The organism is Serratia sp. JSRIV004 (genome assembly GCF_019968705.1).
Taxonomy (GTDB): Bacteria; Pseudomonadota; Gammaproteobacteria; order Enterobacterales; family Enterobacteriaceae; genus Chania; species Chania fonticola_B.
This window is the reverse complement of the sequence record NZ_CP074140.1, coordinates 5829203-5840694: the sequence shown is the minus strand read 5'-3', so window position 1 is coordinate 5840694 and position 11492 is coordinate 5829203. Positions and strand designations below refer to the sequence as shown.

Annotated in this window: 11 protein-coding genes; 5 read left to right on the top strand and 6 right to left on the bottom strand. The window is 55.7% G+C overall.

Features of this window, described 5'->3' with window-relative positions:
• Positions 1-18: 18 nt before the first annotated feature.
• Positions 19-1164 (bottom strand): acetylornithine deacetylase, encoded by a 1146-nt coding sequence (argE, locus tag KGP21_RS27805; RefSeq protein ID WP_223536643.1) that lies wholly within the window; start codon positions 1162-1164, stop codon positions 19-21.
• 218 nt (positions 1165-1382) lie between these two features.
• On the opposite strand from argE, the gene argC reads away from it, so the two are divergent.
• From argC to argH, 4 genes are all read left to right on the top strand, one after another.
• Positions 1383-2387, top strand: coding sequence for an N-acetyl-gamma-glutamyl-phosphate reductase (gene argC / locus KGP21_RS27800; RefSeq protein WP_021181907.1), 1005 nt, complete (start codon positions 1383-1385; stop codon positions 2385-2387).
• Between the two features lie 20 nt (positions 2388-2407).
• On the top strand, positions 2408-3181 hold the full coding sequence (argB, locus tag KGP21_RS27795) for an acetylglutamate kinase (protein WP_223536642.1): 774 nt from the start codon (positions 2408-2410) through the stop codon (positions 3179-3181).
• Positions 3182-3207: 26 nt separating this feature from the next.
• On the top strand, positions 3208-4425 hold the full coding sequence (locus KGP21_RS27790; RefSeq protein ID WP_021181909.1) for an argininosuccinate synthase: 1218 nt from the start codon (positions 3208-3210) through the stop codon (positions 4423-4425).
• A 74-nt stretch (positions 4426-4499) separates the two neighbouring features.
• Positions 4500-5873, top strand: coding sequence for an argininosuccinate lyase (argH, locus tag KGP21_RS27785; RefSeq protein ID WP_021807213.1), 1374 nt, complete (start codon positions 4500-4502; stop codon positions 5871-5873).
• 29 nt (positions 5874-5902) lie between these two features.
• Here argH and KGP21_RS27780 read toward each other — a convergent pair whose 3' ends face one another.
• From KGP21_RS27780 to KGP21_RS27765, 4 genes are all read right to left on the bottom strand, one after another.
• Entirely contained in the window at positions 5903-6229 is a 327-nt protein-coding gene (locus KGP21_RS27780; RefSeq protein ID WP_021807212.1) for a type II toxin-antitoxin system HicB family antitoxin, read from the bottom strand.
• Entirely contained in the window at positions 6216-6476 is a 261-nt protein-coding gene (locus KGP21_RS27775) for a hypothetical protein (RefSeq protein WP_021807211.1), read from the bottom strand. The genes KGP21_RS27780 and KGP21_RS27775 overlap by 14 nt, the downstream gene beginning before the upstream one ends.
• Positions 6477-6647: 171 nt before the next feature.
• A complete protein-coding gene (locus tag KGP21_RS27770) occupies positions 6648-8096 on the bottom strand; it encodes a dihydrolipoyl dehydrogenase (RefSeq protein ID WP_166733653.1) in 1449 nt (482 codons plus the stop codon).
• Between the two features lie 133 nt (positions 8097-8229).
• Positions 8230-8961, bottom strand: a complete 732-nt coding sequence (locus KGP21_RS27765) for a glutathione peroxidase (RefSeq protein ID WP_021181914.1) — start codon at positions 8959-8961, stop codon at positions 8230-8232.
• Positions 8962-9114: 153 nt separating this feature from the next.
• Here KGP21_RS27765 and oxyR point away from each other — a divergent pair, with 153 nt between their 5' ends.
• Entirely contained in the window at positions 9115-10032 is a 918-nt protein-coding gene (oxyR, locus tag KGP21_RS27760) for a DNA-binding transcriptional regulator OxyR (protein WP_021181915.1), read from the top strand.
• Here the strand turns inward: oxyR and sthA are convergent.
• Positions 10015-11412 carry a Si-specific NAD(P)(+) transhydrogenase gene (gene sthA / locus KGP21_RS27755; protein WP_021807209.1) on the bottom strand — a complete coding sequence of 466 codons (1398 nt, stop codon included), beginning with the start codon at positions 11410-11412 and terminating at the stop codon, positions 10015-10017. The two genes, oxyR and sthA, sit on opposite strands and share 18 nt — an antisense overlap.
• Positions 11413-11492: the final 80 nt, after the last annotated feature.

The following is an 11492-nucleotide window of genomic DNA, read 5'->3' as shown; positions in this document are numbered from 1 at the left end:
CCCTGTTGTTATTAAGGTTTATTGCCGGCAGAAATGGTCGACCAACTGACCCAGCAGCTTACGCGTTGGCTCAATAAACGCGGTATCCAGATATTCATCCGGCTGATGCGCCTGGTTGATCGAACCTGGGCCGAGCACCAGCGTTGGGCATACTTCCTGGACGAACGGTGCTTCGGTGCAGTAATTGACCACTTCGGTGCGTGAACCCAGCAGTTTTTCAATCACCGCCACCATGTGATGGTCGGTTGGGCATTCGTAGCCAGGGATCGGCGGATGCAACTCATCGATCGTCAAGCGGCCAGGCCAACGTTGGCTTACCGGCGCCAGCGCTTCGTGCAGGAGTTCGTTGATGTTATCCAACGTCATCCCCGGCAATGGGCGAATATCCATATGCAGTTCACAGCAGGCACAGATACGGTTGGCCGCATCGCCGCCGCTGATATGGCCAAAGTTCATGGTTGGGTAAGGCACAGCAAACGCCGGGTTGTTGTAGCGCTCCTGTAGCGTTTTGCGCAATGCCATCAGATGCCCAATGGACTCATGCATCAGATCGATGGCATTGACGCCGCGCGCCGGATCGCTCGAATGGCCCGACTGACCCACGATGCGGATCGCACTGGAGATATGGCCTTTGTGCGCGCGCACCGGTTGCAGCGAGGTTGGCTCGCCGATGATGGCAAAGTCTGGGCGGATTTTACTGGAGGCAGCAAAGTAACGTGCACCAGCCATCGTCGTTTCTTCATCAGAGGTGGCTAAAATGTACAGCGGCTTGGTCAGCTTGCTGGCATCGATATCGCGTACCGCATCGAGGATAAAGGCGAAGAAGCCCTTCATGTCGGCGGTGCCTAGCCCGTACAGCTTGTTGTCGTGCTCGGTCAGGGTAAAGGGATCTCGCGTCCAGCGCCCCTGATCGTAAGGCACCGTGTCGGTATGGCCCGCCAGCAGCAGGCCGCCGCTGCCTTCGCCGAGGCTCGCCAGCAGGTTGAATTTGTTGCGGGTGTCCGGCACGGGCTGCACGTCGACGCGGAAGCCCAAATCGTTGAACCAGCCGGCCAGCAAGTTGATTAATGCTTCATTACTCTGATCGAGGGCGCCATCGGTGGCGCTGATCGACGGAGTGGCGATCAACGCCCGGTACAGCTCAATAAATGGAGGTAATTTCATCTTCACTGTTGACAGCCTTTGGTTAGGATAGTATCAATATTCATGCATTTATTTTGAATAAAAATACAGTAAGCTAGAGCGTAAGGGAACCTGTAACCCGGATGTTGATAAAAACATCACGCTCAACCACGTGGGTGAACCGCGCAACAACGCGACCAAGCCCTGCTACCGGGGTCGCCGTGACTCTTAGATTGCTAGCCAAGAAGGTGAAAGGCCACATGTTGAATACGCTGATTGTTGGTGCCAGCGGTTATGCCGGAGCAGAGCTCACGGCTTACCTGAATCGCCACCCACACATGAACATAACCGCTTTAGCGGTTTCAGCGCAAAGTGCAGATGCAGGAAAATTGCTTTCCGAGCTGCACCCTCAATTAAAAGGCATCGTCGATCTGCCATTACAACCGCTGGTTGACGTTGCCGCAGCGGCCAAAGGCATCGACGTTGTTTTCCTCGCGACCGCCCATGAGGTGAGCCACGACATCGCGCCAGCATTCCTGGCCGCCGGTTGTGTGGTGTTTGATCTCTCCGGCGCCTTCCGCGTACAGGATGCTGATTTTTATCAGCAATATTATGGCTTTACACACCAGCATGCCGACTGGCTGGCGCAGGCGGTTTACGGCCTGGCAGAGTGGCAGAGCGAAAAACTCAAGCAGGCGCAGCTGATTGCCGTGCCGGGCTGCTACCCAACGGCAGCGCAGCTGGCGCTCAAACCGCTGCTCGACAAGCAATTGCTGAACCTGGCTCAATGGCCAGTGATCAACGCCGTCAGTGGCGTGAGCGGTGCAGGGCGTAAAGCCAGCGTCACGACCAGTTTCTGTGAAGTCAGCCTGCAACCTTACGGCCTGTTCAATCACCGTCATCAGCCAGAAATCTCTGCTCATCTCGGGGTGCCTGTCATCTTTACGCCACATCTGGGTAACTTCCCACGGGGTATTCTGGAAACCATCACCTGCCGCCTGAACAAGGGTGTCACCGCGCAGGACGTGGCGGCGGCTTACCATGCGGCTTACGATGATAAACCGCTGGTACGGCTGTACGACCAAGGGGTGCCAGCACTGAAATCCGTGGTGGGCCTGCCGTTCTGTGATATCGGTTTTGCCGTTCAGGGCGAGCATCTGATCGTCGTAGCCGCAGAAGATAACCTGTTGAAAGGTGCGGCGGCCCAGGCGGTGCAGTGTCTGAATATCCGTTTCGGCTTCCCGGAAACCCAATCCTTACTTTAAATCAGCGTGAGTAAACAGCAATGAATCCATTGATTATCAAACTAGGTGGCGTGCTACTGGACAGTGAAGAAGCGCTGGAGCGTTTGTTTACCGCGCTGGATGTCTATCGCCAGCAACATCAGCGCCCGCTGGTGATCGTTCACGGCGGCGGCTGCGTGGTGGATGAGCTGATGAAACAGCTCTCCCTGCCGGTAGTGAAGAAGAACGGCCTGCGTGTCACTCCAGCCGATCAGATCGATATCATCACCGGCGCGCTGGCAGGAACGGCCAATAAAACCCTGCTGGCCTGGGCGGTGAAGCACAAAATTAATGCCGTTGGTCTGAGCCTGGCAGACGGTGGCAGCGTTGCGGTTACGCAGCTGGATCCAGCGTTGGGCCACGTAGGCCATGCAGTTCCAGGAACAGCTGCGCTGCTCAATACCTTGTTAGGCGCTGGCTACCTGCCGGTGGTCAGCTCCATCGGCATCACTGCCGAGGGGCAACTGATGAACGTGAACGCCGATCAGGCAGCGACTGCCCTGGCCGCCACGCTGGGGGCGGATTTAATCCTGCTGTCGGATGTCAGCGGTATTCTCGACGGCAAAGGGCAGCGCATCGCGGAAATGACAGCACAAAAAGCCGAGCAACTGATTGCTCAAGGCATCATTACCGATGGTATGGTGGTGAAGGTCAATGCAGCGCTGGATGCTGCACGTACCCTTGGCCGCCCGGTAGATATCGCCAGCTGGCGTAATGCCGAAAAGCTCCCTGCTCTGTTTAATGGTGTGTCGATTGGCACCCGGATCCTCGCTTAAATTTAGAATTAAAAAGGAATAACACAATGCAAAACAAAGGCATCAAGAAAATCGTTCTGGCGTACTCCGGCGGTCTGGATACTTCGGCCATCATTCCATGGCTGAAAGAGAACTACGGCGGCTGTGAAGTGGTAGCCTTCGTGGCGGACATCGGCCAGGAGCGCGGCGATCTGGAAGGCGTTGAGCAGAAAGCTCTGCAATCCGGTGCCTCTGAGTGTCATGTTGTCGATCTACGTGAAGAGTTTATCCGTGACTACGTTTATCCGGTGCTGCAGACCGGCGCACTGTACGAAGGCAGCTACCTGCTGGGGACTTCAATGGCGCGTCCGATCATTGCCAAGGCTCAGGTTGAGCTGGCACTGAAAGTGGGTGCTGATGCGCTGTGTCACGGGGCTACCGGTAAAGGCAACGATCAGGTGCGTTTCGAAACCACCTATACCGCATTGGCTCCACACCTGAAGGTCGTCGCGCCTTGGCGTGAGTGGAACCTGCGTTCCCGTGAAGCACTGCTGGATTACCTGAAAGAGCGTAATATCCCAACCACCGCTTCGCTGGAGAAGATCTACAGCCGTGACGAAAACGCCTGGCACATCTCTACCGAAGGCGGCGTGCTGGAAAGCCCGTGGAATGCGCCAAACAAAGATTGCTGGGTCTGGACTGTCGATCCGTTGGAAGCACCGGACAAGCCAGAACAAGTGACCGTGACCGTTGAGAAAGGCTGTGTAGTGGCCGTTAACGGTGAAGCCATGAGCCCGTACAAGTGTCTGGAAGCCCTGAACGTGCTGGGTGCCAAACATGGTGTGGGCCGTATCGATATCGTGGAAAACCGCCTGGTAGGCATCAAATCCCGTGGTTGCTATGAAACCCCAGGAGGCACCATTATGGTTGCCGCGCTGCGCGGGATCGAGCAGTTGGTACTGGATCGTGATAGCTTTAAATGGCGTGAGCAGTTGGGCCTGGAAATGTCCTATGTGGTCTACGATGGCCGCTGGTTTGCTCCGCTACGTCGTTCCATTCAGGCTTCAGCACAAGCGCTGGCGGAAGAAGTTAACGGCGAAGTGGTATTGCAGCTGTATAAAGGCCAGGTGACGGCGATCCAGAAGAAATCGGCCAACAGCCTGTACTCAGAAGAATTTGCGACCTTTGGCGAAGACGAAGTTTACGATCACAGCCATGCGGGTGGCTTTATCCGTCTGTTCTCGCTCTCTTCCCGTATTCGCGCGTTGAACGAGAAGAAAAAGTAACGTCGTGGGTTTAGCGTCAATTTGAGGGGCGCAGCATGCTGCGCCCTTTCGCATACTTATTCAGGAGCAAAATTATGGCACTTTGGGGCGGACGGTTTAGTCAGGCAGCGGATCAGCGGTTCAAACAGTTAAATGATTCCCTGCGCTTTGACTATCGCCTGGCGGAACAGGATATTGTGGGCTCCGTCGCCTGGTCAAAAGCGCTGGTGACCGTCAACGTACTGACGTCAGCAGAGCAACAGCAGCTTGAGCAGGCACTGAACGTGCTGCTGGAAGAAGTGCAGGCCGATCCTCTGGCGATCGTTAACAGCGACGCAGAAGATATTCACAGCTGGGTCGAGCAGAAGCTGATCGAGAAAGTCGGCGATCTGGGCAAAAAGCTGCATACCGGCCGCAGCCGTAACGATCAGGTGGCCACCGATCTGAAACTGTGGTGCAAACATCAGGTTAGTGAACTGCTTCAGGCATTGATACAGCTGCAACAGGCGCTGGTGGAAACCGCCGAAGCCAATCAGGATGCGGTGATGCCGGGTTATACCCACCTGCAGCGCGCCCAGCCGGTGACTTTTGCCCACTGGTGCCTCGCTTACGTTGAGATGCTGGCGCGTGATGAAAGCCGCCTGCAGGATACGTTGAAACGCCTGGACGTCAGCCCGCTGGGTAGCGGTGCCTTGGCCGGAACCGCTTATCCTATCGACCGTGAACAACTGGCTGGCTGGTTGGGCTTTGCCTCTGCTACGCGCAACAGTCTGGACAGCGTCTCCGATCGTGACCACGTGCTGGAACTGCTGTCCAATGCGGCCATCAGCATGGTGCACCTGTCGCGCTTTGCCGAAGACCTGATCTTCTTCAACAGCGGCGAAGCGGCGTTTGTCGAGCTTTCGGATCGCGTGACCTCTGGCTCATCCCTGATGCCGCAGAAGAAAAACCCGGATGCGCTAGAGCTGATCCGTGGCAAGTCTGGCCGCGTGCAAGGGGCTTTGACCGGCATGATGATGACGTTGAAAGGCCTGCCGTTGGCCTACAACAAAGACATGCAGGAAGACAAAGAAGGGCTGTTCGACGCGCTCGACACCTGGATGGATTGCCTGCAAATGGCGGCGTTGGTGCTGGACGGCATTCAGGTGAAGCGCCCGCGTTGCCAGGAAGCGGCACAGCAAGGTTATGCTAACGCCACTGAGCTGGCCGACTATCTGGTTGCCAAAGGCGTGCCGTTCCGCGAAGCGCACCACATTGTGGGTGAAGCGGTAGTGGAAGCGATCCGCCAGGGCAAACCGTTGGAAGACCTGCCGTTGAGCGATTTGCAGAAATTCAACAGCGTGATTGGTGACGATGTTTATCCGATCCTGTCGCTGCAATCTTGCCTGGATAAGCGTGCGGCCAAGGGCGGCGTTTCTCCTCAGCAGGTTGCCTATGCAATCGCCGAGGCGAAAAAACGCCTGTTCTAAGCTACGCCGAGGGCAGCGCAATGCTGCCCTTATCCTGCCAACCGGGCGCACAAATAGCGGTTCAGGCTAACGCCTTCATCCATAGCATTAATCGCCAGGCGGCGATGCTGTTCCGGGGTCATCCGCAGCACCAGTTTCCCACTGAAATTTTTCTCTGCCAGTGCCTCTGGCGGCGTTTCACCTTGGGAAAGCATATCGGCAATCACATCGCGGACCAGCTTTTCAATGCCGTCCAGCGCTGCGGTGCGGGTAGGTGCCAGCCATGACAGAGAAGGAAACTCCGTACAGAGGCCGACATACTCGCTATCCTCCGTTGACCAGGTGATGCGGTAAGTGTAGTGCTCATGTTTTTCCATTTTCTTCCTCCAGTTTGATCAGCGCGCTGATCACCTGTTTGACCTGATATACCTTTGCCATGCCGCTATCTGCACGTTGGATATTCACGCGTGGATCCCCCGGCCAAGGCATTTTGTAAACCTTGTGACTGCCACCGTTCAAGCGGGGTGGGCCAAACCAGTAGGTGCAGATCTTTACTAATGTGTTGAATTTGATATTGGCTTGCCGCTGTTGCAGATCGTCAATGGTTTCTCTGAGTCCTTTCATTTAGCTGTCCCATATTAGTATCAATATTAGTATCATTTCAAGGTGAGGGAGCATAAAAATGACGCTAAAACCAAAACTCGGCAAGCAAGGAGATTCAAGGTTGGAATGCCATACGCAAAAAAACCGGGCGCGAAGGCCCGGTGGATGGTGACTGATAGCAGAGATAAAGGCTTATTCGCCAGGGCAACGCTGGCAGCGTTCGGCCTCAGACTCACCCAGCTTCAGCTTGGCTTGCAGATCGCGTAGCGCGGTTCGCAACCCTTCTTCGATCACCGGATGATAGAACGGCATATCCAGCATTTGGTCGATGGTCATCTGCTGCTGATGTGCCCAGGCCAGCAGATGGGCGATATGCTCCACGTCTGGCCCCATCATCTCTGCCCCCAGGAAGCGGCCAGTCCCTTGCTCGCCATAGACGTGCAAGATGCCTTTATTGCGTAGCATCACCCGGGAACGGCCCTGGTTTTCGAAGGATACGGCACCCACTTCAAAACAGCCACAGGCGCTGAATTTCTGGTTCAGTTCACGGAAGGTTGAGCCGACCATGGCAATTTGCGGGTCTGAAAACACCACGGAAATCGCACTGCGGCGCAAGCCTGGCGTTACCTCAGGGAAGCTGCCCGCGTTGTGTCCGGCAATTCGAGCCTGATCGCTGGCTTCGTGCAGCAGTGGCAATTGGTTGCTGGCATCCCCAGCGATGAAAATATGCGGCACGCTGGTTTGCATGGTTAAGCGATCGGCCTGTGGCACACCTTTGGCATCCAGCACCAGGGTGGTATTTGCCAACCCCAGCTTGTCGACGTTCGGGCGGCGGCCGGTGGCGGCCAGCACGTAATCCACCATCATTTCCTGCGGTTGGCCGTGCAGATCCTGGTAGCGGATAAACACTTTGTCGCCTTCACGCTGCATGATGTCTACTTTGACATCTGGGTCGAGATAGAACTCTTCACCCAGCGTTTTAGCGGCATATTCCCGTACTATGCTGTCGGTCAGCGGGCCAACCGCGCCACCAACGCCGAACACTTTCGTGGTAACGCCAAGGCGATGCAGCGCCTGGCCCAGTTCCAATCCGATCACCCCTGGGCCAAATACCGCGACGGACTGCGGCAAATCATCCCAGTTAAACACATCGTCATTGACGATCAGGCGGTCGCCCAGGTCGTTCCACGGCGCAGGCCAGCTAGGGCGGGAACCGGTGGCAATCACGATACGCTGCGCGACGATGCGCGTATGCTCGTCAACCTGCAGGGTGTTGTCGTCAATGAAGCGGGCATAGCCCTGAATTTTATCTGCGGCCGGGATGCTATCGACCCCTTCCAGTACAAAACCGACGAAGCGATCGCGCTCGCGTTTGACGCGATCCATCACTTCACGGCCATTAATGGTGGTTTTTCCCGCAGGATGGATGCCAAACCCTGGAGCACGTTCGATCTGATGCACCGCTTCTGCCGCAGCAATCAGCAATTTGGAAGGCATACAGCCAACGCGGGCACAGGTAGTGCCAAAAGGTCCGCCCTCAATCATCACCACGCTCGGGGTAGAAAGTTTTGCTGCGCGGTAAGCGCCTAGTCCGGCTGTGCCGCCGCCAATAACGGCGACGTCGACATTCAACAGTTTCATATCCGCTCCTGAAGGGAATAAAAAAAGGGCGGGTTAGCACCCGCCAAAGGTCACATTACTTCTATTCCGCTAGGTTTTTCAGGCGACAGATTGTTGAACCGTGCCTGAGACCCATCGGGTTTATTTTTATCATTCAGGCTGACAGGAAGTTTTCCAGATCGTCGCTACCACCGATGTGGCGACCACCGATAAACACCTGTGGCACGGTAGCGCGGCCGCTGACAGCGCGCAGGCTGACCGTGGTCGCGTCTTGGCCCAACACGATTTCTTCATATTGGATCCCGCGCTCTTGCAGCATTTGTTTGGCTTTGGCGCAGAACGGGCAGCCCGGCTTGGTAAACAGGGAGACCGATTCCTGCACTTGGAATTCCGGTGCCAGGTACTTCAGCATGGTATCGGCGTCAGAGACTTCAAACGGGTCGCCCGGTTTGTTTGGCTCGACGAACATTTTTTCTACCACGCCGTTACGCACCAGCATGGAGTAGCGCCATGAACGTGGGCCAAAGCCCAGATCGGCTTTCTCAACCAGCATGTTCATGCCCTTGGTGAACTCACCGTTGCCGTCCGGCACGAAGGTAATATTTTCGGCGTGTTGATCGGCTTTCCAGGCGTTCATCACAAAGGTGTCGTTCACCGAGACGCACAGGATGCTGTCAACGCCGTGTTGCTTGAACACGCTGGACAGTTCGTTATAGCGCGGCAAATGGCTTGATGAGCAGGTTGGGGTGAACGCGCCCGGCAAGGAGAACACGATCACGGTTTTGTCTTTGAACAGGTCATCAGTGGTCACGTCAATCCATTGGTCGCCCTGGCGAGTATGGAAGGTAACCTGAGGGACTTTTTTGCCTTCTTGACTGGTAAACATGAATTAACCCCTTAATTAGAAAAATGAATTTTTTATGTTGGCGCCGTTGCGCTTCGTTGGGGGACATTATTCACTGCGGGGCTTGATAGTTCTAATCACTCGTTGCTATCTTATCTATCGCCATGAGCTATCATGGCCAGGAGGGAAACAACAATGAATATTCGTGATTTAGAGTATCTGGTCGCCTTGGCCGAGCACCGCCACTTCCGGCGCGCTGCCGACTCATGCCATGTCAGCCAACCAACATTGAGTGGGCAGATCCGTAAGCTGGAAGACGAGTTGGGCGTGATGCTGCTTGAGCGGACCAGCCGTAAGGTGCTTTTCACACAGGCAGGCTTACTGCTGGTGGAGCAGGCGCGCACCGTGCTACGCGAAGTCAAAGTCTTGAAGGAAATGGCCAGCCAGCAGGGGGAGGCGATGTCCGGGCCGTTGCATATCGGCCTGATCCCTACCGTGGGGCCTTATCTGCTGCCGCAGATTATCCCGACGCTGCATAAATCCTTTCCCAAGTTGGAAATGTACCTGCACGAAGCACAAACCCATCAACTGCTGGCACAGCTGGACAGCGGCAAGTTGGACTGCGCTATTCTTGCCCTGGTGAAAGAGACCGAAGCCTTTATCGAAGTGCCTTTGTTCGATGAGCCGATGCAATTGGCAGTCTATTCCGACCATCCGTGGGCGCAGCGCGAACGCGTAGCGATGGCCGATTTGGCGGGTGAAAAACTGCTGATGCTGGAAGATGGCCACTGTTTACGCGATCAGGCACTGGGCTTTTGCTTCCAGGCCGGTGCGGATGAGGATACCCACTTCCGCGCGACCAGTCTGGAAACGCTGCGTAATATGGTTGCCGCGGGCAGTGGGATAACGCTGTTACCCGCCTTGGCGGTGCCGCGTGAGCGTGAGCGTGACGGCGTGTGCTATCTGGAGTGCTACAAACCGGAACCGAAGCGCACCATTGCTCTGGTGTATCGCCCCGGCTCCCCGCTGCGTAGCCGCTATGAGCAGTTGGCCGAGGCTATTCGCGAACACATGCAGAACTACCTGGACGCGAACTTAAAACAGGCGGTTTAAGCCGTTTAGCGCTGCCACACGGTAGGCTTCGGCCATGGTCGGATAGTTGAAGGTGGTATTGACGAAATACTCGATGGTATTACCTTCACCTTTCTGTTCCATGATCGCCTGACCGATGTGAATGATCTCTGCCGCACGCTCACCAAAGCAGTGGATCCCCAGAATCTGCAAGGTATCGCGGTGGAACAGGATCTTCAGGCTACCCACGTTCATGCCGGCAATCTGCGCCCGAGCCAGGTGTTTGAACTGGGCGCGGCCCACTTCGTAGGGCACTTTCATCGCCGTCAGTTCCTGCTCGGTTTTACCGACGGAGCTGATTTCTGGAATGGTATAAATGCCCGTTGGAATGTCTTCGATCAGATGCCCGCTGGCTTCCCCAGAAGAGATGGCCTGAGCGGCGATGCGGCCCTGGTCATAAGCGGCAGACGCCAGACTCGGATAGCCGATCACGTCACCCACGGCATAAATGTGGGATACGGCGGTCTGATACATGCTGTTGACCTTCAGCAGGCCTCTGCTGTCTGATTCCAGCCCCACGTTTTCCAGGCCCAGCGCATCGGTATTACCGGTACGGCCATTGGCGTACAGCAGGCAATCGGCCTTCACTTTCTTGCCGGATTTCAGATGCACAATCACGCCATCGTCGGTGCCTTCGATCTTCTCGAACTCTTCATTGTGGCGGATCACCACGCCGTTATTCCAGAAGTGGTAAGACAGAGAATCTGACATCTCCTGATCGAGGAACGCCAGCAGCCGATCGCGGGTGTTGATCAAATCCACCTTCACGTTCAAACCGCGGAAGATAGAAGCATATTCGCAGCCAATCACCCCAGCGCCGTAGATAATTACGTGGCGTGGCTCGTGGTTCAGCTCCAGGATGGAGTCGCTGTCATAAATGCGCGAGTGGTTAAAATCAACGCCGTTCGGATGATAAGGGCGTGAACCACAGGCGATCACAATATGGTCGGCGCGGATGGTATCCTGCGTGCCATCCATATAGCTTACGCTGACGGTGTTGGCGTCGATAAACTTGGCGTTACCGGCGAACAGCTTGCACTGGTTACGTTCGTAGAACCCTTGGCGCATGCGCGTTTGCTGGTTAATCACGCTGTCGGCGTGGCGTAAAATGTCAGGGAAGGTGGCACTAAGGGTGCGGGAGTTATTGTAAAGCGGGTTCTGGTTGAATTCGATAATGCGGCTGACGGCGTGGCGGAGGGCTTTTGAGGGGATGGTTCCCCAGTGAGTACAGCCGCCGCCCACGTTATTGTACCGTTCGATCACGGCCACGCGGGCACCTTGTTTCACCAGACCCATGGCTGCGCCTTCACCACCAGGGCCGGAGCCGATGATAATGGCATCAAATTGATAGTGTTGTTGCATGTAGGAGAGACCTGTTCTTATACAAATTTACAACGGTATCTTAACATCATAGCGCTGCGTGCCCAATTACCATTAGCCTT

Bases quoted from the DNA above. Each gene is read 5' to 3' on its own strand.
- argE (WP_223536643.1), bottom strand. From the start codon at position 1,164: ATGAAATTACCTCCATTTATTGAGCTGTACCGGGCGTTGATCGCCACT.
- argC (WP_021181907.1), top strand. From the start codon at position 1,383: ATGTTGAATACGCTGATTGTTGGTGCCAGCGGTTATGCCGGAGCAGAG.
- argB (WP_223536642.1), top strand. From the start codon at position 2,408: ATGAATCCATTGATTATCAAACTAGGTGGCGTGCTACTGGACAGTGAA.
- KGP21_RS27790 (WP_021181909.1), top strand. From the start codon at position 3,208: ATGCAAAACAAAGGCATCAAGAAAATCGTTCTGGCGTACTCCGGCGGT.
- argH (WP_021807213.1), top strand. From the start codon at position 4,500: ATGGCACTTTGGGGCGGACGGTTTAGTCAGGCAGCGGATCAGCGGTTC.
- KGP21_RS27780 (WP_021807212.1), bottom strand. From the start codon at position 6,229: ATGGAAAAACATGAGCACTACACTTACCGCATCACCTGGTCAACGGAG.
- KGP21_RS27775 (WP_021807211.1), bottom strand. From the start codon at position 6,476: ATGAAAGGACTCAGAGAAACCATTGACGATCTGCAACAGCGGCAAGCC.
- KGP21_RS27770 (WP_166733653.1), bottom strand. From the start codon at position 8,096: ATGAAACTGTTGAATGTCGACGTCGCCGTTATTGGCGGCGGCACAGCC.
- KGP21_RS27765 (WP_021181914.1), bottom strand. From the start codon at position 8,961: ATGTTTACCAGTCAAGAAGGCAAAAAAGTCCCTCAGGTTACCTTCCAT.
- oxyR (WP_021181915.1), top strand. From the start codon at position 9,115: ATGAATATTCGTGATTTAGAGTATCTGGTCGCCTTGGCCGAGCACCGC.
- sthA (WP_021807209.1), bottom strand. From the start codon at position 11,412: ATGCAACAACACTATCAATTTGATGCCATTATCATCGGCTCCGGCCCT.